At 66.7% G+C, this 24932-nt stretch carries 18 protein-coding genes and 3 rRNA genes; 19 read left to right on the top strand and 2 right to left on the bottom strand.

Annotation, left to right across the window (positions count from 1 at the left end; translation table 11 throughout):
- Nucleotides 1-4 precede the first annotated feature (4 nt).
- The 6 genes from argC to argH are packed head-to-tail and all read left to right on the top strand — an operon-like array spanning nucleotide 5 to nucleotide 6701.
- Nucleotides 5-1069 (top strand): N-acetyl-gamma-glutamyl-phosphate reductase, encoded by a 1065-nt coding sequence (argC, locus tag FSY98_RS02175; RefSeq protein ID WP_144873529.1) that lies wholly within the window; start codon nucleotides 5-7, stop codon nucleotides 1067-1069.
- The gene (gene argJ / locus FSY98_RS02170) at nucleotides 1066-2223 is read left to right on the top strand and encodes a bifunctional glutamate N-acetyltransferase/amino-acid acetyltransferase ArgJ (RefSeq protein ID WP_144873526.1); all 1158 of its coding nucleotides are present in this window, start codon (nucleotides 1066-1068) and stop codon (nucleotides 2221-2223) included. The genes argC and argJ overlap by 4 nt, the downstream gene beginning before the upstream one ends.
- Entirely contained in the window at nucleotides 2220-3137 is a 918-nt protein-coding gene (gene argB / locus FSY98_RS02165) for an acetylglutamate kinase (RefSeq protein ID WP_144873523.1), read from the top strand. Before argJ ends, argB begins: the two co-directional genes overlap by 4 nt.
- Nucleotides 3134-4345, top strand: a complete 1212-nt coding sequence (locus tag FSY98_RS02160; RefSeq protein WP_144873520.1) for an acetylornithine transaminase — start codon at nucleotides 3134-3136, stop codon at nucleotides 4343-4345. Before argB ends, FSY98_RS02160 begins: the two co-directional genes overlap by 4 nt.
- A complete protein-coding gene (argF, locus tag FSY98_RS02155; protein WP_144873517.1) occupies nucleotides 4342-5271 on the top strand; it encodes an ornithine carbamoyltransferase in 930 nt (309 codons plus the stop codon). Before FSY98_RS02160 ends, argF begins: the two co-directional genes overlap by 4 nt.
- A complete protein-coding gene (gene argH / locus FSY98_RS02150) occupies nucleotides 5271-6701 on the top strand; it encodes an argininosuccinate lyase (RefSeq protein WP_144876559.1) in 1431 nt (476 codons plus the stop codon). Before argF ends, argH begins: the two co-directional genes overlap by 1 nt.
- Nucleotides 6702-6776: 75 nt before the next feature.
- On the opposite strand, the gene FSY98_RS02145 is transcribed toward argH, so the two are convergent.
- Nucleotides 6777-7364: a DUF1349 domain-containing protein gene (locus FSY98_RS02145; protein WP_144873514.1), complete on the bottom strand. Its 588-nt coding sequence runs from the start codon at nucleotides 7362-7364 to the stop codon at nucleotides 6777-6779.
- Nucleotides 7365-7423: 59 nt separating this feature from the next.
- On the opposite strand from FSY98_RS02145, the gene FSY98_RS02140 reads away from it, so the two are divergent.
- From FSY98_RS02140 to FSY98_RS02125, 4 genes are all read left to right on the top strand, one after another.
- Nucleotides 7424-8068, top strand: a complete 645-nt coding sequence (locus tag FSY98_RS02140; RefSeq protein WP_144873512.1) for a SatD family protein — start codon at nucleotides 7424-7426, stop codon at nucleotides 8066-8068.
- Nucleotides 8065-8907 carry a hypothetical protein gene (locus tag FSY98_RS02135; RefSeq protein WP_144873509.1) on the top strand — a complete coding sequence of 281 codons (843 nt, stop codon included), beginning with the start codon at nucleotides 8065-8067 and terminating at the stop codon, nucleotides 8905-8907. Before FSY98_RS02140 ends, FSY98_RS02135 begins: the two co-directional genes overlap by 4 nt.
- A 72-nt stretch (nucleotides 8908-8979) precedes the next feature.
- Nucleotides 8980-10281, top strand: coding sequence for a tyrosine--tRNA ligase (gene tyrS, locus FSY98_RS02130; RefSeq protein ID WP_186307521.1), 1302 nt, complete (start codon nucleotides 8980-8982; stop codon nucleotides 10279-10281).
- Nucleotides 10282-10363: 82 nt separating this feature from the next.
- The gene (locus FSY98_RS02125; RefSeq protein WP_144873504.1) at nucleotides 10364-11161 is read left to right on the top strand and encodes a DUF4184 family protein; all 798 of its coding nucleotides are present in this window, start codon (nucleotides 10364-10366) and stop codon (nucleotides 11159-11161) included.
- Here FSY98_RS02125 and FSY98_RS02120 read toward each other — a convergent pair.
- Nucleotides 11146-12465, bottom strand: coding sequence for a CoA transferase (locus tag FSY98_RS02120; protein WP_260857217.1), 1320 nt, complete (start codon nucleotides 12463-12465; stop codon nucleotides 11146-11148). The two genes, FSY98_RS02125 and FSY98_RS02120, sit on opposite strands and share 16 nt — an antisense overlap.
- A 588-nt stretch (nucleotides 12466-13053) precedes the next feature.
- Here FSY98_RS02120 and FSY98_RS02115 point away from each other — a divergent pair.
- From FSY98_RS02115 to recN, 9 genes are all read left to right on the top strand, one after another.
- Nucleotides 13054-14576, top strand: a 16S ribosomal RNA gene (locus tag FSY98_RS02115).
- Between the two features lie 405 nt (nucleotides 14577-14981).
- A 23S ribosomal RNA gene (locus FSY98_RS02110) occupies nucleotides 14982-18086 on the top strand.
- 105 nt (nucleotides 18087-18191) lie between these two features.
- Nucleotides 18192-18308: ribosomal RNA gene (gene rrf, locus FSY98_RS02105) — 5S ribosomal RNA — on the top strand.
- Together the 16S, 23S and 5S rRNA genes form the textbook arrangement of a ribosomal RNA operon.
- A gap of 76 nt (nucleotides 18309-18384) precedes the next feature.
- Nucleotides 18385-20259: a hypothetical protein gene (locus tag FSY98_RS16980; RefSeq protein ID WP_313955845.1), complete on the top strand. Its 1875-nt coding sequence runs from the start codon at nucleotides 18385-18387 to the stop codon at nucleotides 20257-20259.
- A gap of 6 nt (nucleotides 20260-20265) precedes the next feature.
- Nucleotides 20266-21303: an HAD-IIA family hydrolase gene (locus FSY98_RS02095; RefSeq protein ID WP_144873501.1), complete on the top strand. Its 1038-nt coding sequence runs from the start codon at nucleotides 20266-20268 to the stop codon at nucleotides 21301-21303.
- A gap of 62 nt (nucleotides 21304-21365) precedes the next feature.
- The gene (locus FSY98_RS16600; protein ID WP_186307520.1) at nucleotides 21366-21542 is read left to right on the top strand and encodes a hypothetical protein; all 177 of its coding nucleotides are present in this window, start codon (nucleotides 21366-21368) and stop codon (nucleotides 21540-21542) included.
- Nucleotides 21539-22336: a TlyA family RNA methyltransferase gene (locus tag FSY98_RS02090; RefSeq protein ID WP_144873498.1), complete on the top strand. Its 798-nt coding sequence runs from the start codon at nucleotides 21539-21541 to the stop codon at nucleotides 22334-22336. The genes FSY98_RS16600 and FSY98_RS02090 overlap by 4 nt, the downstream gene beginning before the upstream one ends.
- Nucleotides 22333-23247 (top strand): NAD kinase, encoded by a 915-nt coding sequence (locus tag FSY98_RS02085; RefSeq protein WP_144873495.1) that lies wholly within the window; start codon nucleotides 22333-22335, stop codon nucleotides 23245-23247. Before FSY98_RS02090 ends, FSY98_RS02085 begins: the two co-directional genes overlap by 4 nt.
- On the top strand, nucleotides 23244-24926 hold the full coding sequence (gene recN, locus FSY98_RS02080) for a DNA repair protein RecN (RefSeq protein ID WP_144873492.1): 1683 nt from the start codon (nucleotides 23244-23246) through the stop codon (nucleotides 24924-24926). The genes FSY98_RS02085 and recN overlap by 4 nt, the downstream gene beginning before the upstream one ends.
- Nucleotides 24927-24932 lie beyond the last annotated feature (6 nt).

The following is a 24932-nucleotide window of genomic DNA, read 5'->3' as shown; positions in this document are numbered from 1 at the left end:
AACCATGACGTATTCCGTCGCCGTCTCCGGCGCATCCGGCTACGCGGGCGGCGAGATCCTGCGCCTTCTCGCCGCTCACCCCGACATCGAGATCCGCACCGTCACGGCGCACTCGAACGCCGGTCAGCCGCTCGTCCAGCACCAGCCCCATCTCCGCTCGCTCGCGCACCTGACGCTGCAGGACACCACACCCGACGTGCTCGCCGGGCACGACATCGTCTTCCTCGCCCTGCCGCACGGGCAGTCCGGGCAGTACACGGATGCGCTGGGCGAAACCCCGCTCGTCATCGATGCCGGGGCTGACCACCGCCTCACCTCGCAGGACGCATGGGACGCCTTCTACGGCGGAGCCTTCCACGACGCCTGGACCTACGGGGTGCCCGAGCTCCTCACCGGCGGGGTCAAGCAGCGTGAGCAGCTCCGAGGCGCTACGCGGATCGCCGCACCAGGGTGCAACGCCTCCACCGTGAGCCTCAGCCTCGCTCCGGGCGTCGCAGCCGGCGTCATCGACCCCGCCGACATCGTCTCGGTGCTCGCGGTCGGCCCCTCGGGGGCGGGCAAGAGCCTCAAGACGAATCTGCTCGCGAGCGAGATCCTCGGCACGGCCAACCCGTACGCGGTCGGCGGCACCCACCGGCACATCCCCGAGATCCGCCAGGCGCTCGCCGCGGCATCCGGTCTCGCGCCCGAGGCGGCCGCCGACGGCATCCGCATCTCCTTCACGCCGGTGCTCGTGCCGATGTCGCGGGGGATCCTCGCGACCTCGACGGCGCCCATCGTCGAGGGCGTCACCGACGCCGAGATCCGCGCCGCGTGGGAGTCCGCGTACGGCGACGAGACGTTCGTGCAGCTGCTGCCGACGGGGGAGTTCCCCCGTACGGCGGACGTGCTCGGGGCGAACACCGCCCTCATCGGACTCGCGATCGACCGGTCTGCGAACCGCGTGACGGTGGTCACCGCCGTCGACAACCTCGTCAAGGGCACGGCCGGAGCCGCCGTGCAGTCCATGAACCTCGCGCTGGGGCTCCCCGAGTCCCGCGCCCTCTCAGTGAACGGAGTCGCGCCGTGAGCGTCACCGCCCCCGCAGGATTCGAGGCGGCTGGTGTCGCCGCCGGCCTCAAGTCGACCGGTAAGCCCGATGTCGCCGTCGTCGTGAACCGCGGCCCGCGCAAGGTGGGCGCCGCGGTCTTCACGAGCAACCGTGCGAAGGCCAATCCGATCATCTGGTCGCAGCAGGCCGTCGCCGATCGCGTCGTCGAGGCGGTCGTGCTGAACTCCGGCGGGGCGAACTGCTTCACGGGCAGCTTCGGCTTCCAGACCACTCACCAGACCGCCGAGAAGGCCGCCGATCTGCTGGGCATCGGCGCGGGAGACGTGCTCGTCTGCTCGACCGGACTCATCGGCGTCGGCGACCAGGTGTTCCGCGACAAGGTGCTCGCGGGCACGGAGCAGGCGATCGCCGAGCTCTCCGCCGACGGCGGGCAGATCGCCGCCGAGGCGATCATGACGACCGACAGCGTGTCGAAGACAGCGGTCGTCAGCCGCGACGGCTGGACGATCGGCGGCATGGCGAAGGGTGCCGGCATGCTCGCGCCCGGCCTCGCGACCATGCTCGTCGTCATCACGACGGATGCCGTGCTCGAGCCCCTCGAGGCCGACGCCGCGCTCCGCGCCGCGACCGGCCGCACGTTCGACCGCCTCGACTCCGACGGGTGCATGTCGACCAACGACCAGGTGACGCTGCTCGCGAACGGCGCCTCCGGCATCGCCCCGTCGCTCGACGACTTCGGTGCAGCGCTCCGGGGACTCTGCCTCGAGCTCGCCGTGAAGCTGCAGGGCGACGCCGAGGGCGCGAGCCACGACATCACCATCGAGGTGCAGCATGCCGCATCGGAATCGGATGCCGTCGAGGTCGGCCGCTCCGTCGCCCGCAACAACCTCTTCAAGGCCGCGATCTTCGGCAACGATCCCAACTGGGGCCGGGTGCTCGCGGCCATCGGCACGACGACGGCGCAGTTCGACCCCTACGACGTCGATGTGTGGATGAACGGCGTCCGTGTCTGCAGCGAGGGCGGTCCCGACCGTCCGCGTGAGGAGGTCGACCTGACGCCGCGCGCCACCCACCTGGTCATCGACCTCAAGGTCGGCGACGCGACGGCGACCATCCTCACGAACGACCTCACCCACGACTACGTGCACGAGAACAGCGCCTACGCCTCATGACCGACATCCAGGACACCACCCCCGACGTCGCGGCCGTCAAGGCCTCGACGCTCATCGAGTCCCTGCCGTGGCTGAAGAGGTTCCGCGACCAGATCGTCGTCGTCAAGTACGGCGGCAACGCCATGGTCTCCGACGAGCTGCAGGAGGCCTTCGCGCAGGACATCGCGTATCTGCGCTACGTGGGCGTGCTGCCGGTCGTCGTGCACGGCGGTGGACCGCAGATCTCGAACATGCTCGAGCGCCTCGAGATCCCCAGCGAGTTCAAGGGCGGCTACCGCGTCACCAACACCGAGGCCATCAGCGTCGTGCGGATGGTGCTCACGGGTCAGGTGAACCCGCAGCTCGTGTCGAAGATCAACTCGCACGGCCCGATCGCGACCGGCCTCAGCGGTGAGGACGCCGGTCTCTTCGGCGGGCGTCGTCGCGGAGTCGTCGTCGACGGGGAGGAGATCGACCTCGGTCGCGTCGGCGACGTCGTGGAGGTCGACCCCACGCCGGTCCTCGACCATCTGTCGGCCGGCAGGGTGCCCGTCGTCTCGAGCATCGCGCCCGACCTCGACCACCCCGGTCAGTCGCTCAACGTGAACGCCGATGCCGCAGCGGCCGCGCTCGCGGTGGCGCTGAAGGCGCGCAAGCTGGTGATCCTCACGGATGTCCCCGGACTGTACGCGGACTGGCCGAACCGCGACTCGCTGGTGTCGCACCTCACGTCAGAGGCGCTCGTCGAGATGCTGCCGACACTGGAATCGGGGATGATCCCGAAGATGCGCGCATGCCTCGACGCCGTGGAGGGCGGGGTCGACGCTGCGGCGATCATCGACGGACGCGTGCCGCACTCGGTGCTCGTCGAGCTCTTCACGAGCAAGGGAATCGGAACAGAAGTGGTCAAGGGAAGCGCAGGGACGACGGCATGAGCAATTGGCAGCACGACGCGGAGAACGACCTCGTCCTCAACGCGGGGCGCCGACTCGCTCTCCTCACGCGCGGGGAGGGCTCGTACCTCTGGGACTCCGAGGGCACCCGACACCTCGACTTCCTCGCCGGCATCGCCGTGACGTCGCTCGGTCATTCGCACCCGGTGTTCGTGGACGCCGTCGCGACCCAGGCGGCGACTCTCGCGCACGTCTCCAACTACTTCGCGACGCCCCCGCAGCTGGCGCTCGCCGCGCGCCTCAAGCGCCTCGCCGGCGCCGGCATCGACGGCCGCGTGTTCTTCTCGAACTCGGGCGCCGAGGCGAACGAGGCGGCGTTCAAGCTCGCCCGTCTGCACGGCGGGGCCGACCGGCCGCGCATCCTCGCGCTCGAGAACGGCTTCCACGGCCGCACCATGGGGTCGCTCGCCCTCACTGCGAAGGCCGCGATGCGCGCCCCGTTCGAGCCGATGCCCGGGGGAGTGGAGCACATCCCGGCCACCGTCGCAGCGCTCGAGGCGGCGATCGACGACCGGGTCGCCGCCGTCATCGTCGAGCCCATCCAGGGTGAGGCCGGAGTCGTCGAGCTGCCGGAGGGGTACCTGCAGGCGGCGCGGTCACTGACGCTGAAGCACGGCGCCCTGCTCATCGTCGACGAGATCCAGACGGGAGCCGGCCGCACGGGAGCCTGGTTCGGCTTCAGCCACGAGGGCATCACACCCGATGCCATCACCCTCGCGAAGGGCATCGGGGGAGGGTTCCCCATCGGCGCCCTCGTCACGTACGGCGCGGCGAGCTCGCTCTTCACGCCCGGCTCGCACGGATCGACGTTCGGCGGCAACCCGCTGGCCACCGCTGTGGCCGACGCCGTTCTCGCCGAGATCGAACGCGCCGACCTCGTCGAGAACGCCGCCCGCCGCGGGGAGGAACTGCGCGAGATCATCACCGGTCTCGACGCGCCGCTCATCGCCGGCGTTCGCGGACGCGGTCTGCTGATCGGCGTCGCGCTGAACGCCCCGGTCGCCGGTGACGTCGTCGACGCCGCCCAGGCCCGCGGTCTCATCGTCAACGCGGCGAATCCGGAGACCGTGCGGATCGCCCCTGCCCTCACCATCGGGGATGCCGAGCTCGCCGAGTTCCGTGAGCTCTTCGCCGCTGCGCTCGCCGACGTCCAGGCATCCCTCACCCCCTCCGGAAAGGCCGAACTGTGACCCGCCACCTCCTTCGTGACGACGACCTGACCCCCGCGGAGCAGGCGGAGATCCTCGACCTCGCGATCGAGTTGAAGAAGGACCGCTGGGCCAACAAGGCGCTCGCCGGGCCGCAGACCGTCGCGGTGATCTTCGACAAGTCGTCGACCCGCACCCGCGTCTCGTTCGCGGTCGGCATCGCCGACCTCGGCGGTTCACCCCTGATCATCTCGACCGCGAACAGCCAGCTCGGCGGTAAGGAGACCCCCTCCGACACCGCTCGGGTGCTCGAGCGCCAGGTCGCCGCGATCGTGTGGCGCACCTACGCGCAGTCCGGTCTGGAGGAGATGGCCGCCGGAACGCGCGTGCCGGTCGTCAACGCGCTGTCCGACGACTTCCACCCGTGCCAGCTGCTCGCCGACCTGCTGACCATCCGCGAGCACAAGGGCGACCTGAAGGGTCTCACCCTGACGTTCTTCGGCGACGGGCAGAGCAACATGGCGCACTCGTACGCCCTCGCCGGTGTCACGGCGGGGATGCACGTGCGCATCGCCTCGCCGGCGGACTACGCCCCGCGCGCCGATGTCGTCGAGGCGGCCGACCGGCGCGCCGCGGAGACCGGCGGATCGATCACGCTCCTCACCGACCCCGTCGAGGCGGCAGCCGGAGCCGACGTGGTCGTCACCGACACATGGGTGTCGATGGGCAAGGAGGAGGAGAAGCTCGCCCGCATCCGCGACCTCGGTGACTACAAGGTGACTCCCGAGACCATGACGCTCGCCGATTCGGCCGCCGTCTTCATCCACTGCCTCCCCGCGGACCGCGGTTACGAGGTCGACTCCGAGGTGATCGACGGACCGCAGAGCGTGGTGTGGGATGAGGCCGAGAACCGCCTCCACGCCCAGAAGGCTCTGCTCGTATGGCTGCTCGGCAAGAAGGACGCATGATGACCTCCGCCAAGAACGACGGGACGAACGAGGGCGCTCTCTGGGGCGCCCGGTTCGCCAGCGGCCCCTCGCCCGAGCTGGTCGAGCTCAGCCGCTCGACGCACTTCGACTGGATCCTCGCCCCGTACGACATCGCCGGGTCGCACGCCCACGCGACCGCGCTCGAAGCCGCCGGGTATCTGGAGTCCGACGAGGCCGCGAAGATGCACGCGGGACTGGATGCCGTGGCGCGCAAGGTCGCCGACGGCACGATCCGTCCCGTCCCCTCCGACGAGGACGTGCACGGCGCGCTCGAGCAGGCGCTCATCGCCGAGCTCGGACCCGAGCTCGGCGGCCGCCTGCGTGCCGGACGGAGCCGCAACGACCAGATCGCCACGCTCGTGCGGATGTACCTGATCGACCACGCCCGTGTCATCGCGCGCGATCTGCTCCGCGTGATCGATGCGCTGGTCGCGCAGGCCGAGGCGCATCCCGATGCGGTCCTGCCCGGCCGCACGCATCTGCAGCACGCCCAGCCGGTGCTGCTCGCACACCACCTGCAGGCTCATGGCTGGCCGCTGGTGCGCGAGCTCGAGCGCCTGGTCGACTGGCGTCGCCGCGCCGGCGTCTCTCCCTATGGCGGGGGCGCCCTGGCCGGCTCCACCCTCGGCCTGGATCCTGCGCTCGTGGCGACGGAGCTGGGCCTCGACCGCCCCGCGGAGAACTCGCTCGACGGCACGGCCGCGCGCGACGTTGTCGCCGAGTTCGCGTTCATCGCGGCGATGACGGGCGTCGACTTGTCTCGCCTCAGCGAGGAGATCATCCTCTGGAACACGCGCGAGTTCGGCTTCGTGACGTTGCACGACAGCTACTCGACCGGGTCGAGCATCATGCCCCAGAAGAAGAATCCGGACATCGCCGAGCTCGCACGAGGCAAGTCGGGTCGCCTCATCGGCAACCTCTCGGGCCTGCTCGCCACGCTCAAGGGACTGCCGCTCGCGTACAACCGCGACCTGCAGGAGGACAAGGAGCCGGTCTTCGACTCGGTGCAGACGCTCGAGGTCGTGCTGCCGGCGTTCGCCGGCATGATCGCCACGCTCCGCTTCGACACCGAGCGGATGGCGACGCTCGCGCCGGAGGGCTTCTCGCTCGCGACCGACGTCGCGGAGTGGCTCGTGAAGCGGCGGGTGCCGTTCCGCGACGCGCATGAGATCTCGGGTGCGCTGGTCCGTGCGTGCGAGGAGCAGGGGATCGGTCTGGAGGACGCCTCCGACGAGTTGCTGCTCTCGGTATCGCCGCGGCTCACGCCCGAGGTTCGCGAGGTGCTCACGATCGAGGGCTCGGTCGCCTCGCGCACCGGCGCCGGAGGCACGGCCCCCGTGCGGGTCGCCGAGCAGCGCGCGGAGCTCGTGGCCCGCGCTCAGGCCGCTGCCCACGCCCTGGGTCTCTGAGGCTCCTCGCCCGACGGCGTCGAGGCTCCTCGCCCGAGGGAGTCGACGCTTCTCGCCCCTGCGGGCCGGTGGGCGTCAGTGCAACGAGTCGTCTGCGGCTGACCGAACCCAGCGGGTGAACGTGACGGTGAGTCCGGCGCGCGTCGGTGCGGCGAGGAACGGGCCGGCGGATGCCGTCGCCGAGCCGTCGAACGGCGCGACCCGCACGAGTCGCCACGGCCCGTCGTCGGCGCGGGCGCGGACGATCACGGCATCCGCCCACCGGCTCACCCGCACGGTGATCTCGCGGTCGAGCCAGTCGTCGATCTGTCCGACCGACCAGTCCGAGCGGATGTCGGTCACGACCGCGCCGAGCCCGAGGTGCCCGTCGGCGTATTCGACGCCCGCCTTGACCCAGTGCTCGTCGTCGGCGCTGACGAAGACTCCGGCCTGATCGAACTGGCCGCTCCACGGCGCCAGGAACGACACCTCGACCGCCTCGCCCACGCCGAGCGGTGCGAGGAGGGCATGCTCGGTGTCGTGCACGAAACCGTAGGCGGTGTGACGCCAGGCGTCGCTGCCCTCCACGGCGGTGACGTCGAGGCGCTCGTCGGTCGCATCGACGGCGGCGGGAGTCGTCGTCCAGGTTCCGGTGGTCCAGGGGATGATGACGGATTCAGGCATATCGCGATTTTATAGCTGAATCAGGCATAAATCCACCATATGCATGATACGGTTATCTCATGGTCATCGCCGTAGTCGCGGACATCGTGGGCTCTCGCAAGCTCGACGACCGCTCGGCCGCGCAACGCGTGCTCGATCAGACGATCGCACTCGTCGAGGAGGACCTGCCTCTCGCGAGTCATCCGCTCACGCCCACGGTGGGCGACGAGCAGCAGGGCGTCTACCGTCGTCTCGACGACGCGCTGATCTCGGTGCTCATGATCCAGCTGCGGCTGCCCGACGGCATCGGCTTCCGGTTCGGCATCGGCATCGGGGCGGTCAGCGCCGTCGAGTCGGTGCACGGCGAGCTCGCGGACGGACCGGGCTGGTACGCCGCGCGCGCGGCGATCGACACCGTGCATGCGAAAGAGGGGCGCGCCGTGCCCCGCACGAGGACGTGGATTGTCGGAGCCCCCGGGCAGGATGAGGTCATGGAGAGCACGATCGCCGCGTCGAACGCGTACCTTCTCGTACGCGATGAACTCGTCGGCGCGATGTCAGACCGCGAGAGGCGTCTCACATACGGCCGCCTCGTCGGCCGCTCACAGCGCGACCTGGCGGACGAGGAGGGGATCACGCAGCCGAGCGTCTCGAAGTCGTTGCGCAACGCCGGCAGCGCCGCGATCCTCGACGGCGTCGCCGCGCTGAGAGGAGGCACCGAGTGATCGTCGCCGGCTTCGCCCTGCTCGCGATCGGAGCGGCCGACCTCGTGCGGCAGTTCGCTCCGCGTCGGTGGATCGGGTACCTCACGGTCGCGATCATCCTGCTTCTCCTCGGTAGTGTCAGCGACGCACTCCTCCCGATGATCGCGGCGCTGGCCGTCGGCGCGGTGTGGGTATGGTGCATGCCCTCCGAGCGTCGCGCGCCTCTGGGCTTCTGGCCGGCCGTGCTCCTCGGCATCCTCGTCATCGGTGCCGTCGTCTGGCTCGGGCCCCGTCGCGAGACGGGCTTGATCGGCGAGATCTGGGAGTTGCGGTCCCCGTTCGGCGAGATTCCCTTCGACCTCGCGATCCTCGCTCTCGGGGCGGGCGTCTTCCTGCTGGAGTCCGCGAACCTCGTCGTGCGCGCGGCGCTCGACGGCGAGCACACCTGGCGGCCGATCGACATCGCCCGACCGGCCGCTCCGGCGGAGTCCGATCCCGTCGTCACCGCGTCGAGCGCGCCGGGCGATGGCGTTCCGCCGCGCGATGGCGGGGTGGCGGATCCCGAGGCCGACCCACTCGCTCTGGCCGGAACCGCCGCACCGGTCGACCCCCGCAGCGGGTTCAAGGGTGGGCGTCTCATCGGTCCACTCGAACGGATCCTGGTGCTGATCCTCACCCTCGCGGCGGCGTACCCCATCCTCGCGGCGATGCTCGCGGCGAAGGGGATCGTCCGGTTCCCCGAGATCTCTCGCGACGGCGAGACCGGTGCCCGGGCGGAGTACTTCCTCGTGGGGAGCCTCGTCAGCTGGGTGATCGCTCTCGGCGGCGCTTTCCTCGTGTGGTGGGCCGCCCACAGCTGATCCGTCCGGCTCCCTCCCGCCGCGGGTGCGCGACGCGATGCGCGACATCCGCGCGCTGATAGCCTGGAAGACGTGTCGAATTCCGCTCTGACGACCGCGACGCCGGCGATCGACCCCACGTTCGAGAACGTGTGGGACGAACTGGTGTGGCGCGGCCTCGTCCACGTGTCCACCGATCAGGAGGCGCTGCGCGCCCTTCTCGCCGGGGACCCGATCACGTATTACTGCGGCTTCGATCCGACGGCCCCCAGCCTGCACCTCGGCAACCTCGTGCAGCTGCTCACGCTGCGCCGCATCCAGCTCGCGGGGCACAAGCCGCTCGGCCTCGTCGGCGGTTCGACCGGACTCATCGGCGACCCGCGGCCGACGGCCGAGCGCACCCTGAACACGCGCGAGACGGTCGGCGAATGGGTCGATCGGCTGCGCGGGCAGGTGGAGCGCTACCTGAGCTTCGAGGGCGACAATGCCGCGCGCATGGTGAACAACCTCGACTGGACGGCGCCGCTGTCGGCGATCGACTTCCTGCGCGAGATCGGCAAGCACTACCGCGTGGGCACGATGCTGAAGAAGGATGCCGTCGCTGCCCGCCTCGCGTCGGATGAGGGCATCAGCTACACCGAGTTCAGCTACCAGATCCTGCAGGGCATGGACTACCTCGAGCTGTACCGCCAGTACGACTGCGTGCTGCAGACAGGCGGATCTGACCAGTGGGGCAACCTCACCAGCGGCACCGACCTCATCCGTCGTGCCGAGGGTGTGTCCGTGCACGCCATCGGCACTCCGCTCATCACCAACAGCGACGGCACGAAGTTCGGCAAGAGCGAGGGCAACGCGATCTGGCTCGACCCCGAGATGTGCAGTCCGTACCGGATGTACCAGTTCTGGTTGAGCACTGCCGACGCCGATGTCGTCGAGCGACTGAAGATCTTCACGTTCCTCAGCCGTGCCGAGATCGAGGAGTACGCGGCTCTCGTCGAGTCCGAGCCCTTCCGCCGCGCAGCGCAGAAGCGTCTTGCTCTCGAGGTGGTCGCGACCGTTCACGGCATCGATGCGACCGCGGCCGTGATCGCCGCATCCGAGGCTCTGTTCGGGCAGGGCGACCTGACGACGCTCGACGCGACGACTCTGCGCACAGCCCTCGAGGAGCTGCCGAACGCGACCGTCACGACGGGTGCTCCCGTCGTGGAGGTTCTCGTCTCGACGGGGCTCGTGTCGAGCACGTCCGAGGCGAGGCGCGCCATCGCCCAGGGCGGGGTGTCGCTCGACGGCGCGCGTGTCGACGATGACGCGGCCACGGTGCAGGGTTCTCTGCCGGGTGGTGTCTCGGTGCTGCGCCGAGGCAAGAAGACCCTGGCCGGAGTGTTCGTCGACTGACCAGGTCCGGCGGCGGTGGCCCCGGGGGTTCCCAGGTCACCGCCGCTAGGCTTCGGGCGTTCGACGCTCGACAGGAGACACCATGCCGTTCACGCCGAGTCATGCGCTGGTGGCGCTGCCGTTCATCCGCACGCCGCTCATCCCGGCCGCGATCGCGATCGGTGCGATGACCCCCGACCTGCCGCTCTTCCTCCGCGGTGTCGGACTCGATTACGGCTTCACCCACGACGTCGCGAACATCGTCTGGACCGCGGTGGTCGCCTTCGCGCTGTTCCTCGTGTGGCGTGTGGTGCTGCGGCCGGCCGTCGGTGAGCTGACACCGCTCGCGATCGCGCGACGGCTGCCGGACGACTGGACGACGACCGGGGCCGCTGCGGCACGGGTCGCCGTGCGGGGAGCGCCGCCGCGCCCTCTGTATCCGCTGTTCCTGACGATGTCGCTGCTTCTCGGCGTCGTGTCGCACATCGTGTGGGACCTGTTCACGCACGAAGGTCGCTGGGGTGTCGAGGTGCTGCCCGTTCTCGATGAGATGTGGGGCCCTCTGACCGGCTTCAAATGGCTGCAGCACGGGTCGAGCATCCTCGGTCTGGCGGGGATCGGTGTCTGGATGCTGCTGCGGCTCGACCGCGCCGAAGTCCGCGACGAGGTGGTGCAGTCCGTGCCGACCGGCATCCGCGTCGCATGGTGGCTGTCTCTCCCTGCGGTGCTCGTGATCGCCGTCGTCGTGGGCTATGCGGTCTACGGTCCGTTCACCGATGCCTTCACGGTGCAGCATCTCGCCTACCGAGTGCTGCCGCCGGCGTGCGCGCTGTGGGGCGCGGCCACCCTGGCGCTCTGCCTGTCAGTGCCGTTCGTACGCCGTGCTCACCAGCGCGGCTGATCCCGCCCCCATCGTCGTGGCGGCGTGAACTCGAGACCGGGAAGTGCGGGGCGCGCGGTCGTGACGCGGCGACCGTCCACGTCGAAGGTCGAGACGTGCGCGGCGGTGTCGATCTCCCGGGGAGCCTGAGGCTCGTCGCCCCGTGGCATCCCGAGCAGTTCGGCGGCGATCCGCCGCAGCGATGTGCGGACCGTCCATCCGCCGCCCTCACCATCGCGCCGGCGCAGGGCTGCGACGACGGCCGCGGCGAGGAGGTAGCCGGCGCTGTGGTCGAGAGCCTGCGCAGGCAGCACCCCTGGTCGGAGGCCGTCGGCTGATTCCACGATCGCGATGCCGGACTCCGCCTGCACCAGGCTGTCGAAGCCCGCGCGTTCGGGTCGATCATGACCCCAGGCGCTGAGTGCGGCGACGACGAGGGACGGATGCTGCGAGAGAAGTGCTTCGGGGGTGATTCCGAGGCGCGCGAGAGACGAGGGGCGGTAGCCGAGGACGACGACATCGGCCCGGGCGGCCAGGTCGTGGAACCGCTCTGTCCGTGCATCGAGCACGACCGAGCGCTTGCCATGACCGGTGTCGAGGTGCAGCCACTCGGGCTCGGACAGCTCGGGCGGGTCGACGCGCAGGACGTCGGCGCCGAGCAGCGCGAGAGTCCGCGTGCAGACCGGTCCCGCGATGACGCGTGTCAGGTCGAGCACGCGGATGCCGCGGAGGGGCTGTGCGTCGGAGCCGTCGAGGCGACCGTGGGCCGGGGGACCGGGAATGCGGTGCAGCTCGAGCAGGGGAGTGTCTCGCAGGACCCGATCGTGGTCGGGCCGCTCCGGAGACACGGTGACGGCGAGTCCTCCCGCACCGACGATGGCGGTGATGAGGTCGTCGGACGATCGCTCACCCGCGACCGCCTCGAGAGTCGAGGCCGTCGCTCCCGCACTCAGGTCGAGGGCGTGCAGGAGCGCAGCCTCGTGATGCGGGTAGTTGGCGTGGGTGCGGACCCAGCCGTCGCGGGTTCGCCAGAACCCGGAGAGCGGTGCCCAGACCGAGGGGGCGATCCGGTCGATGGTCAGGACGCGTTCGCTGCGGTACGCGACGGCTACCCGGCCGGGGTCGGGGGGAGCGGGGATTCCCCCCAGAAGACCCGCCGCGCGCACGCTGCTCCACGCGAGCTCCGAGGTTGCGAGACGCGAGGGCAGAGGTACAGCACCCGCCGTGGCGAGATGGTCGGCAGCGCCGGCTGGGCGGATGTCGAGGTCCTCCCACACCCGATCGAGCAGGGCGGACGCGGCGGCGGTCGACGATACGGACTCCACCCCGAGATCGTACGCCTCGGGACTGCTCGGCGAGTTTTCCGCGCTGGACTGGGCAAACGGCGCGAGGGCCCGCTTCGACACGCCCGGGGTGACCCTGCCGATTTGCCAGACCCCCAGGATCCGCGTAACTTATTACTTGTTCGCCCCACAGGGAAGCGGAGAGGCCGAAAGCTTCACCCCCCTCAAGCGGAGAACCACCTCCCACATCCACTCACTTGTGAGAACGGACGCCTGCGTCTAGAATGGGAGATCCACCCCATCTGCGGCTGTCCTCAGCTGCGCAGCGGCTCTCAGATTCGCGCCGCGCGCCGATTTGACAAGCGAGACAGGGTGGGTAAGATTGAGAAGTTGCCCTTCGGGCCTGACTGTGATGGTTGGGTCGGGGGAGCGTCCGATCCTTGAGAACTCAACAGCGTGCACTTGTCAAATGCCAAATAACCTCGATCCTGCTTCGGCAGGGTGAGATTCCTTTGGATCAAAGACCACTTCCTTTGGGGAGTGGCAACGGATAGTCAGCAATGAATATCTCTTTGGTCAGCATCAAACTCGCTGCGTCGCCCTATTCCGGGTGTTCGTATGCATTTCTTTTTTACGGAGAGTTTGATCCTGGCTCAGGATGAACGCTGGCGGCGTGCTTAACACATGCAAGTCGAACGGTGAAGCCCAGCTTGCTGGGTGGATCAGTGGCGAACGGGTGAGTAACACGTGAGCAACCTGCCCCTGACTCTGGGATAAGCGCTGGAAACGGCGTCTAATACTGGATACGAGTAGCGGCCGCATGGTCAGTTACTGGAAAGATTTTTTGGTTGGGGATGGGCTCGCGGCCTATCAGCTTGTTGGTGAGGTAATGGCTCACCAAGGCGTCGACGGGTAGCCGGCCTGAGAGGGTGACCGGCCACACTGGGACTGAGACACGGCCCAGACTCCTACGGGAGGCAGCAGTGGGGAATATTGCACAATGGGCGAAAGCCTGATGCAGCAACGCCGCGTGAGGGATGACGGCCTTCGGGTTGTAAACCTCTTTTAGCAGGGAAGAAGCGAAAGTGACGGTACCTGCAGAAAAAGCGCCGGCTAACTACGTGCCAGCAGCCGCGGTAATACGTAGGGCGCAAGCGTTATCCGGAATTATTGGGCGTAAAGAGCTCGTAGGCGGTTTGTCGCGTCTGCTGTGAAATCCCGAGGCTCAACCTCGGGCCTGCAGTGGGTACGGGCAGACTAGAGTGCGGTAGGGGAGATTGGAATTCCTGGTGTAGCGGTGGAATGCGCAGATATCAGGAGGAACACCGATGGCGAAGGCAGATCTCTGGGCCGTAACTGACGCTGAGGAGCGAAAGGGTGGGGAGCAAACAGGCTTAGATACCCTGGTAGTCCACCCCGTAAACGTTGGGAACTAGTTGTGGGGTCCATTCCACGGATTCCGTGACGCAGCTAACGCATTAAGTTCCCCGCCTGGGGAGTACGGCCGCAAGGCTAAAACTCAAAGGAATTGACGGGGACCCGCACAAGCGGCGGAGCATGCGGATTAATTCGATGCAACGCGAAGAACCTTACCAAGGCTTGACATATACGAGAACGGGCCAGAAATGGTCAACTCTTTGGACACTCGTAAACAGGTGGTGCATGGTTGTCGTCAGCTCGTGTCGTGAGATGTTGGGTTAAGTCCCGCAACGAGCGCAACCCTCGTTCTATGTTGCCAGCACGTAATGGTGGGAACTCATGGGATACTGCCGGGGTCAACTCGGAGGAAGGTGGGGATGACGTCAAATCATCATGCCCCTTATGTCTTGGGCTTCACGCATGCTACAATGGCCGGTACAAAGGGCTGCAATACCGCGAGGTGGAGCGAATCCCAAAAAGCCGGTCCCAGTTCGGATTGAGGTCTGCAACTCGACCTCATGAAGTCGGAGTCGCTAGTAATCGCAGATCAGCAACGCTGCGGTGAATACGTTCCCGGGTCTTGTACACACCGCCCGTCAAGTCATGAAAGTCGGTAACACCTGAAGCCGGTGGCCTAACCCTTGTGGAGGGAGCCGTCGAAGGTGGGATCGGTAATTAGGACTAAGTCGTAACAAGGTAGCCGTACCGGAAGGTGCGGCTGGATCACCTCCTTTCTAAGGAGCATCTGAAGTCTTCGGACTTCCAGAACCCAGTTCGAAGGCATACGTTCTTCGCTGGGAGCTCATGGGTGGAACATTTGACATGGTGCGAAGGATGTTGGTCTTCTCTAGTACACCGCTTGCGGTAGGAACGGGGAGGGTGACGGATGTCGCACCTGCACGCTGTTGGGTCCTGAGGGACCGGGCCGGCCTTCGGGTCGAACTGGACCTCTGGGCCTTTTGTCGTCTCCCCGGGTGGGAGGGGATGAGGGGTACCGCCCGTACTTTGAGAACTACACAGTGGACGCGAGCATCTTGCAACAACTTTCGGGTTGTTGCGCAAGATGATCTTAAAGATCATTAGTCAATTTCTGATCCCGCCTTCGGGTGGGGTCGAGTTTTTGATTCGAACTCATGTGATTTCAAGTCTTTAAGAGCAAACGGTGGATGCCTTGGCATCTGGAGCCGAAGAAGGACGTAGCAATCTGCGATAAGCCTCGGGGAACTGATAAGCAAGTTTTGATCCGAGGGTGTCCGAATGGGGAAACCCCGCTGGGCGGCGTGCCGACCTAGTGACTCCCGCCTGAATATATAGGGCGGGTAGAGGGAACGTGGGGAAGTGAAACATCTCAGTACCCACAGGAAGAGAAAGCAACCGCGATTCCGTTAGTAGTGGCGAGCGAAACCGGATCAGGCTAAACCGAGCGTGTGTGATATCCGGCAGGAGTTGCACGTTCGGGGTTGTGGGACTTTTCAGTCATCTCTGCCGAGATGGCGGCGTTACAAGAGGGTATAGACGAACGGTCTTGAAAGGCCGGTCATAGAGGGTGCCAACCCCGTAGTCGAAATGCCTCCCTTGGCGCGAAGAGTATCCCAAGTAGCACGGGGCCCGTGAAATCCCGTGTGAATCTGTCAGGACCACCTGATAAGCCTAAATACTCCCAGATGACCGATAGCGGACAAGTACCGTGAGGGAAAGGTGAAAAGTACCCCGGGAGGGGAGTGAAATAGTACCTGAAACCGTTTGCTTACAAACCGTTGGAGCACCCCTGGTAGGTGTGACAGCGTGCCTTTTGAAGAATGAGCCTGCGAGTTAGCGATATGTGGCGAGGTTAACCCGTGTGGGGTAGCCGTAGCGAAAGCGAGTCTGAATAGGGCGATTCAGTCGCATGTCCTAGACCCGAAGCGAAGTGATCTATCCATGGCCAGGTTGAAGCGACGGTAAGACGTCGTGGAGGACCGAACCCACTTAGGTTGAAAACTGAGGGGATGAGCTGTGGATAGGGGTGAAAGGCCAATCAAACTTCGTGATAGCTGGTTCTCTCCGAAATGCATTTAGGTGCAGCGTTGCGTGTTTCTTGCCGGAGGTAGAGCTACTGGATGGCCGATGGGCCCTACAAGGTTACTGACGTCAGCCAAACTCCGAATGCCGGTAAGTGAGAGCGCAGCAGTGAGACTGTGGGGGATAAGCTTCATAGTCGAGAGGGAAACAACCCAGACCACCAACTAAGGTCCCAAAGCGCGTGCTAAGTGGGAAAGGATGTGGAGTTGCTTTGACAACCAGGAGGTTGGCTTAGAAGCAGCCACCCTTGAAAGAGTGCGTAATAGCTCACTGGTCAAGTGATTCCGCGCCGACAATGTAACGGGGCTCAAGCACGCCACCGAAGTTGTGGCATTGACATTATTGGTAGGCCTTCGTGGTCCAGCCGTGTTGATGGGTAGGAGAGCGTCGTGTGGCCAGCGAAGCGGCGGTGGAAACCAGCCGTGGAGGCTACACGAGTGAGAATGCAGGCATGAGTAGCGAAAGACGTGTGAGAAACACGTCCTCCGAAAGACCAAGGGTTCCAGGGTCAAGCTAATCTTCCCTGGGTAAGTCGGGACCTAAGGCGAGGCCGACAGGCGTAGTCGATGGACAACGGGTTGATATTCCCGTACCGGCGAAGAACCGCCCAAACTAATCTAGTAGTGCTAAGTGTCTGAATCCCACTGACTGATCCCTTCGGGGTGACGCTGTGGGCCTAGCGCACGACCCCATGCTGGTGCGGTTAGCGTATTAACAGGTGTGACGCAGGAAGGTAGTCCAAGCCAGGCGATGGTTGTCCTGGTGCAAGTGCGTAGGCCGAGTCATAGGCAAATCCGTGACTCATACAGGCTGAGACACGATGCGGATAAAAAGTGGATGATCCTATGCTGCCAAGAAAAGCATCGACGCGAGGTTCTAGCTGCCCGTACCCCAAACCGACTCAGGTGGTCAGGTAGAGAATACCAAGGAGATCGAGAGAATCGTGGTTAAGGAACTCGGCAAAATGCCCCCGTAACTTCGGGAGAAGGGGGGCCATCCACTTATACGGACTTGCTCCGAAAAGGGTGTGGTGGCCGCAGAGACTAGTGGGTAGCGACTGTTTACTAAAAACACAGGTCCGTGCCAAGTCGCAAGACGATGTATACGGACTGACGCCTGCCCGGTGCTGGAAGGTTAAGAGGACCGGTTAGCCGCAAGGCGAAGCTGAGAATTTAAGCCCCAGTAAACGGCGGTGGTAACTATAACCATCCTAAGGTAGCGAAATTCCTTGTCGGGTAAGTTCCGACCTGCACGAATGGCGTAACGACTTCCCAACTGTCTCAACCGCGAACTCGGCGAAATTGCATTACGAGTAAAGATGCTCGTTACGCGCAGCAGGACGGAAAGACCCCGTGACCTTTACTACAGCTTGGTATTGGTGTTCGGTGTGGCTTGTGTAGGATAGGTGGGAGACTGTGAAGCATGGACGCCAGTTCATGTGGAGTCATTGTTGAAATACCACTCTGGTCACTCTGGATATCTAACTTCGAACCGTAATCCGGTTCAGGGACAGTGCCTGGTGGGTAGTTTAACTGGGGCGGTTGCCTCCCAAAAAGTAACGGAGGCGCCCAAAGGTTCCCTCAACCTGGTTGGCAATCAGGTGTCGAGTGTAAGTGCACAAGGGAGCTTGACTGTGAGACTGACAGGTCGAGCAGGGACGAAAGTCGGGACTAGTGATCCGGCAGTGGCTTGTGGAAGCGCTGTCGCTCAACGGATAAAAGGTACCTCGGGGATAACAGGCTGATCTTGCCCAAGAGTCCATATCGACGGCATGGTTTGGCACCTCGATGTCGGCTCGTCGCATCCTGGGGCTGGAGTAGGTCCCAAGGGTTGGGCTGTTCGCCCATTAAAGCGGTACGCGAGCTGGGTTTAGAACGTCGTGAGACAGTTCGGTCCCTATCCGCTGCGCGCGTAGGAAGTTTGAGAGGATCTGACCCTAGTACGAGAGGACCGGGTTGGACGAACCTCTGGTGTGTCAGTTGTTCCGCCAGGAGCACCGCTGATTAGCTACGTTCGGGATGGATAACCGCTGAAAGCATCTAAGCGGGAAGCCGGCCTCAAGATGAGACTTCCATACCTTCGGGTGAGAGGCTCCCAGCCAGACTACTGGGTTGATAGGCCAGATGTGGAAGCACGGTAACGTGTGCAGCTGACTGGTACTAATAAGCCGATGACTTGATAACACACCGTTCGTTGGTGCTTGCGTCCACTGAGTGGTTCTCGATGTACGGTCGAGAACCGCATAAATGACTTTGTCGTTATGCAAACGATTGAAACATCAATAGTGTTTCGGCGGCCATAGCGTGAGGGAAACGCCCGGTTACATTCCGAACCCGGAAGCTAAGCCTCACAGCGCCGATGGTACTGCAGGGGGGACCCTGTGGGAGAGTAGGACACCGCCGGACTCCTTTTAGACGAAATGGCCACCCAAAGTTGGGTGGCCATTTCGCGTTAACAACACATATGAGAACAGGGAGCATCATGCCGGAAGAGGAAGAGCGCCGTCCGCGTCGCAACGACGACCGAGGACCGCGCCGAGACCGCCCTTCCGGACCCCGTTCCGACCAGCCCCGTCGTGAGGGTGGTGCACCGCGTCGCGATGGCGGCGCGCCGCGTCGTGAGGGTGGCTACTCCCGTGATGGTGGTGCGCCGCGTCGTGAGGGTGGCTACTCCCGTGATGGTGGTGCGCCGCGTCGTGAGGGTGGCTACTCCCGTGATGGTGGTGCTCCTCGGCGCGAGGGCGGCTACAACCGCGACGGTGGTGGACAGCGTCGTGAGGGTGGCTACTCCCGTGATGGTGGTGCGCCGCGTCGTGAGGGCGGCTACAACCGCGATGGTGGTGCTCCTCGGCGCGAGGGCGGCTACAACCGCGACGGTGGTGCTCCTCGGCGCGAGGGCGGCTACAACCGCGACGGTGGTGCTCCTCGGCGCGAGGGCGGCTACAACCGTGACGGTGGTGCGCCGCGTCGTGAGGGCGGCTACAACCGTGACGGTGGTGCGCCGCGTCGTGAGGGCGGCTACAACCGTGACGGTGGTGCGCCGCGTCGTGAGGGCGGCTACAAGCGTGACGGTGGTGCTCCTCGTCGTGAGGGTGGCTACAACCGCGACGGTGGTGGACAGCGTCGTGAGGGCGGGTACAACCGTGATGGTGGTGCCCCGCGTCGTGAGGGCGGGTACAACCGTGATGGCGGTGGTCAGCGCCGCGAGGGTGGCTACAACCGCGATGGCGGTGCGCCCCGTCGTGAGGGCGGCTACAACCGCGATGGTGGCGCTCAGCGTCGTGAGGGCGCGTCATCGCACTCCGACCGCGGCCGGTCGTATCCGCAGCGCGGAGGAGCCGGGCGCGAGCGTCCGGTTCAGGCCTCCGAGGAACGGCCCCGGCACAATGACCCGATCCTGCCGGAGGAGATCACCGCGCGCGACCTGCACCCGTCTGCTCGCAACGAGCTCAAGACGCTGAGCAAGGAGAACGCGGAGCACGTCGCCCGGCACCTCGCCATGGCATCCCGCCTCATCGACGAGGATCCCGCCCTGGCGCACGCGCACGCCCTCGCGGCTTCCCGCCGCGCAGGACGTATCGCGATCGTCCGCGAGACGCTGGGCATCACCGCGTACGCGAATGAGGACTTCGCGCTCGCCCTCCGCGAGCTGCGGACCTACCGCCGTATCTCCGGCAAGGACGACCAGATCGCACTCATGGTCGACAGCGAACGAGGTATCGGGCGTCCTGATCGTGCGCTGGAGACCGGTCGCGCCGTCGACCGCGCCGCGCTGACGACGCCGGTCCGTGTCGCGCTCGCGATCGCCATGTCGGGTGCGCGACTCGACCAGGGCGACCTCGAGCTCGCGCTCGGCGAGCTGGAGATCCCGGAGCTCGATCCCGATCGTGCATTCGAGTGGAGCCCCGCGTTGTTCTCAGCGCGTGCCGCAGTGCTCGAAGACCTCGGCCGTGCGGACGAGGCCGCGTTCTGGGCACATCGTGCAGAGATCGCCGCTGAGGCACTCGGCGTCGACGAGGCCGGTGACGAGGAGATCTTCGTCGAGGACGGGCTGATCGAAGACACCGAAGACACCGAAGACATCGAAGACACCGAAGACACCGAAGGCATCGAAGACATCGAAGACGTCGAGGAAGATTCGGCTGATGCTGACGGCCAGCCCGGCGACGGAGCAGACGCGGATGGCGCGGAGGACGGCCCGGCAGCACCCGAGTCCGAGCCCTCGATCGAGGCCGAGGTCCGCGAGCTGCTCGGTGAAGGCGAGTTCGCCGACGAGGTCGAGTCCGCCGATGCTCAGTCGAGCGATGACGAGCCCGCTGGCCGCGACGACGAGCTCGACTCTTCGAAGGAGGACTGAGGCGCGGTGGGGCTGTTCTCGAAGAAGCAGGCACAGCGCACGCCTCTCGACGGAGTCGACGCCGTACTGGCCGACCTCGATGGCGTCGTCTACGCCGGACCGGGCGCTCTTCCCCATGCGGTCGAGAGCCTCAACCGAGCGGCGGAGACGGTGCGTCTCGGCTACATCACGAACAACGCCTCGCGGACGGACGCATCGGTCGCGTCGCACCTCAGCAGCCTCGGCCTGACGGTCGCACCGGCCGACGTGATCACCAGCCCGCAGGCCGCGATGCGACTGCTCGCGGGCATCGTCCCTCCGCCGGCAACCCTCCTCATCGTCGGCGGCGACGGTCTCGTCGACGAGGCCGAGAAGGCCGGATACACGATTACACGTTCCGCCGATGATTCTCCGGCCGCCGTCGTGCAGGGCTTCGCCCCCGAAGTGGCCTGGACGGATCTCGCGGAGGCCGCCTTCGCGCTCAAAGTCCCGGAAGAGGACGGCGGCATCCCCTGGATCGCCACCAACACCGATTGGACGATCCCGCGCGAGCGCGGCGTCGCGCCGGGCAACGGCACTCTGGTCTCCGCAGTGCACACAGCGATCGGCCGACTGGCCACGGTCGCCGGGAAGCCCGAGGTGCCGATCTTCGAGGAGGCGCTGTCGCGCTTCGGTGCGCAGACTCCGCTGTTCATCGGCGATCGCCTCGACACCGACATCCTGGGGGCGGCGCGGGCCGGTATCGACTCGGCTCTCGTCCTCACCGGCATCGACCGGCCGAAGCATGTGCTGGCAGCCCCCGAAGGGTCGCGGCCGACGTACATCCTCCGTGATCTCCGCGACCTGCACGAGCCTTACCCGACCGTCTCGGTGAAGGACGGCATCCACACGGTGAACGGAGCGTCCGTGCGCGTCGTAGGTGCCGACGTCGAGATCCTCGCCGAAAGCGACGAGCAGATCGATCTGCTCCGCGCCGGCGCGTCGGCGATCTGGGCATCGGGTACCCCGGTGTTCGTGCTGCGCGTACCCGAGCGCCTCTACGACGACCCGTTCCACCGTCCCTGAGAGCATTGGCGCGGGCGCCGTGGCTCCGGCCCGCCGTCGCACCCTCCGCGTACAGTAGAGACGTGACTGAAGAGACGACGAACGAGCCGGCTGACGGTCTGTGGAGTCGCCTGCGCCTGATCGAGGGGCAGCCGCTGGCGTCCCGTGCGGAGGCGTACTCCGGGTTGCACGACGAACTGTCCCGCCGCCTCGACAGCGGCGCACGCCTCGATCGACGCGACGCCGCCGGCGCACGATGACGCGACTCGATGCCGCCCTCGCCGCCCGAGGACTCGCCCGTTCACGCACGCACGCCGCGGCATTGATAGCCGAGGGGCTGGTCAGCCTCGACGGACGCCCCGTCGTCAAACCGTCCACTCCTGTCGCGGACACCGCCGAGCTCGCCGTCTCCGGCGCGGATCACTACGTCGGCAGGGCGGCGCACAAGCTCATCGCGGCACTCGACGGATTCGACATCACTGTCCAGGGCACGCTCGCGCTCGACATGGGCGCTTCGACGGGCGGCTTCACACAGGTGCTCCGAGAGCGCGGAGCGCGCGCCGTGATGGCCGTCGACGTCGGGCACGACCAGCTCGCGCCGTCCATCGCCTCCGACCCGGGCGTCGTCCTCGTCGAGGGTTACAACGTCCGCCACATGACGCCGGACAACCTCGCCGCAGCGACAGGAGAGGAGCAGGCGCCCGACCTCGTCGTCGGGGACCTGTCGTTCATCTCCCTGGAGTTGGTGCTGCCCTCCGTCGCGGCGGTCGCCGCACCCCACGCCGACATCGTGCTGCTCGTGAAACCGCAGTTCGAGGTCGGTCGCACCGCGGTGCGCGGAGGACTAGTGACCGATCACGCCACGCGCGCCGACGCTGTCGCGCGAGTCGTGTGGAGCGCCTGGGACGTCGGGCTCGGCATGCTCGGCATCCTTCCGTCGCCGATCCTCGGCACCCACGGGAACACGGAATATCTCGTACACCTCGCTCCGGGGCGGGGTACGGATCCGTCAGAATGGTCGGAACGCATCAACGCACTGGCAGGGGGACGATGAACGTGCGCAACATCCTGGTCGTCGCCCACGCGAGGCGTACCGATACCGTGGAGGCCGCCCGACGTGTGGTCGAGGCGCTGCGCGGCGCCGGTGCGCGTCCGGTGCTCGCGAGCGACGACAGCGCGGATCTCAGCGCTGTCGACCCGTTCTTCGCCGATGTCGATGTGCTCGGCGACACCATCGTGCAGGAGGATCTCGAGCTCGCAGTCGTGCTCGGCGGCGACGGGACGATCCTGCGCGCTGCCGAACTGGTACGGGGCTGCTCGGCCCCGGTGCTCGGCATCAACATGGGGCACGTCGGATTCCTGGCCGAGATCGACCGGGACGACATGGACGCCGCCGTGCGCCGCGTCATCGACCGCGACTACGACGTCGAGGAGCGCCTGGCGCTGTCGGTGCGGGTGAAGGATGCCGACGGCACTGTCGTCTACGAGACCTTCGCACTGAACGAGGCGACCGTCGAGAAGGGCAGCCGCGAGCGCATGATCGAGGTCGTCCTCGAGATCGACGGGTTGCCGCTGTCGAGTTTCGGGTGCGACGGCATGGTCGTGTCGACCCCGACGGGGTCGACCGCGTACAACTTCTCCGCTGGCGGACCGGTGATCTGGCCCACCGTCGAGGCGATCGCCGTGGTGCCGCTGTCGGCGCACGCCCTCTTCGCTAAGCCGCTCGTGGTGAGCCCCGACGCCGCCGTCGCGATCGAGATGCTCGACGGCACCACGGGCTCCGGAATCCTTTGGTGCGATGGCCGTCGGTCTCACGACCTGCCGCCTGGTGCACGGGTGGTGGTGCGACGGTCGTCCCGGCCGGTCCGACTGGCGCGCCTGCACACGGCGGAGTTCACGAACCGCCTCGTGCGCAAGTTCCAGCTCCCCGTCGCAGGCTGGCGCGGGCAGGGAGCGGGCGCATGATCGAGGAGATGCGGATGCAGGGGCTCGGCGTGATCGCCGACGCCGTCCTGCCGCTCGGTAAGGGGTTCACCGCGATCACCGGCGAGACAGGTGCGGGCAAGACCATGGTCGTCACAGGGCTCGGGCTGCTGCTCGGCGCCAGGGCGGACTCCGGGGCGGTGCGCGCCGGTGCTGCACAGGCGTCCGTCGCCGGAGTGTGGGTCGTGCCGGAGAAGGGCGAGGTCGCCGATATCGTCGCCGATGCCGGGGGCGAACTGGAGCCGGCTGGCGCCGGTGTCGCGGAGCTCTATGTCTCCCGCACCCTGAGCGCGGAGGGACGCAGTCGCGCGAGCGTCGGCGGACGCGCGGCACCGGCCGGGGTGCTGTCGTCGCTCGCCGACGAGCTCGTCGTCGTCCACGGACAGTCGGAGCAGCTCCGGCTGCGGTCGGCCGCCGCCCAGCGCGATGCCCTCGACCGATTCGGGGGCGCCCCGATAGCGACCGCCCTGCAGGCCTATGCGGTCGCCTTCGCGCGCTGGCGCGAGCTGGATGCCGAGATCGCCGACATCACGGAGAACCGCGACCGTCGAGCGGAGGAGGCCACGCGACTGCGCGAGGCCCTCGCGCTGATCGAGGCGACCGCTCCGGAGCCGGGGGAGGACGACGAGCTCGCCGCCCGCGCGGAGCGCCTCGCCAACGCCGAAGACCTGCGCCTCGCGGCGACGCTCGCGCACAACGCGCTGTCGAGCGAGGAGGGCGAGCCGGATGCGTCCGCGCTGGTGGCCGAAGCGCGTCGTTCGCTGGAGCGTGTGACCGATCCGACGCTCACCGACATCTCGGCGGGTCTCGCCGACATCGGCTACCGCATCGCCGACCTCGCCGGCCAGCTCTCGGCCTACCTCGCCGACCTCGATGAGTCGGGGCCGCATGAGCTTGCCGCTGTCGAGGAGCGCCGTGCAGCACTCGGCGCGCTCGTACGTGCGCACGGGACGCTGGACGAGGCCCTCGAACTCTGGCGCACCGGGTCGACGAGGCTCGCGGAGCTCGACGACGACGGCGACCGCATCGCACGGCTCGAGGCCGAGCGCGACGCTGCGCGCACCGAGGTCGACGAGCGCGCCGCCGTCCTGTCCGCGGAACGCACGGCCGCGGCGGCACGACTCGGCGCCGCCGTGACGGAGGAGCTGCACGCCCTCGCGATGCCGGACGCGACGCTCGAGGTCGCCGTGACCGCCGGCGCCGAGAGCGCGCACGGTCGCGACGACGTCGGCATCCTGCTCGCGCCGCATCCCGGCGCCGAGCCGCGCTCCGTGGCGAAGGGTGCCTCCGGCGGTGAACTCTCGCGTGTGATGCTCGCGATCGAGGTGGTCATCGCCGGCACCGATCCCGTTCCGACCTTCGTGTTCGACGAGGTCGATGCGGGGATCGGCGGTGCCGCGGCCATCGAGGTCGGGCGACGACTCGCCCGACTTGCAGAGAAGTCCCAAGTCATCGCCGTCACACATCTCGCGCAGGTCGCAGCCTTCGCCAGCAATCACCTCTCCGTCGTGAAATCCCATGACGGAGCGGTCACGGCCTCCAGCGTCCGGCGACTCAAGGGGGAGGAGCGCGAGGCGGAGATGGCCCGCCTGCTCTCCGGACTTGCGGATTCGGATGCCGCACTCACCCATGCCCGCGAACTTCTCAGCCTCGGCGTCTGAGCGAAC

The sequence above is a fragment of the Microbacterium sp. 1.5R genome (assembly GCF_007667425.1).
Classification (GTDB): Bacteria; Actinomycetota; Actinomycetes; order Actinomycetales; family Microbacteriaceae; genus Microbacterium.
This window is presented reverse-complemented; position numbering and strand designations above follow the sequence as displayed.

Coding starts and splice junctions, on each gene's coding strand:
- argC (WP_144873529.1), top strand. CDS start 5: ATGACGTATTCCGTCGCCGTCTCCGGCGCATCCGGCTACGCGGGCGGC.
- FSY98_RS02085 (WP_144873495.1), top strand. CDS start 22,333: ATGAACGTGCGCAACATCCTGGTCGTCGCCCACGCGAGGCGTACCGAT.
- argB (WP_144873523.1), top strand. CDS start 2,220: ATGACCGACATCCAGGACACCACCCCCGACGTCGCGGCCGTCAAGGCC.
- argH (WP_144876559.1), top strand. CDS start 5,271: ATGACCTCCGCCAAGAACGACGGGACGAACGAGGGCGCTCTCTGGGGC.
- FSY98_RS16980 (WP_313955845.1), top strand. CDS start 18,385: ATGCCGGAAGAGGAAGAGCGCCGTCCGCGTCGCAACGACGACCGAGGA.
- FSY98_RS02125 (WP_144873504.1), top strand. CDS start 10,364: ATGCCGTTCACGCCGAGTCATGCGCTGGTGGCGCTGCCGTTCATCCGC.
- FSY98_RS02145 (WP_144873514.1), bottom strand. CDS start 7,364: ATGCCTGAATCCGTCATCATCCCCTGGACCACCGGAACCTGGACGACG.
- recN (WP_144873492.1), top strand. CDS start 23,244: ATGATCGAGGAGATGCGGATGCAGGGGCTCGGCGTGATCGCCGACGCC.
- FSY98_RS02160 (WP_144873520.1), top strand. CDS start 3,134: ATGAGCAATTGGCAGCACGACGCGGAGAACGACCTCGTCCTCAACGCG.
- FSY98_RS02140 (WP_144873512.1), top strand. CDS start 7,424: ATGGTCATCGCCGTAGTCGCGGACATCGTGGGCTCTCGCAAGCTCGAC.
- FSY98_RS02090 (WP_144873498.1), top strand. CDS start 21,539: ATGACGCGACTCGATGCCGCCCTCGCCGCCCGAGGACTCGCCCGTTCA.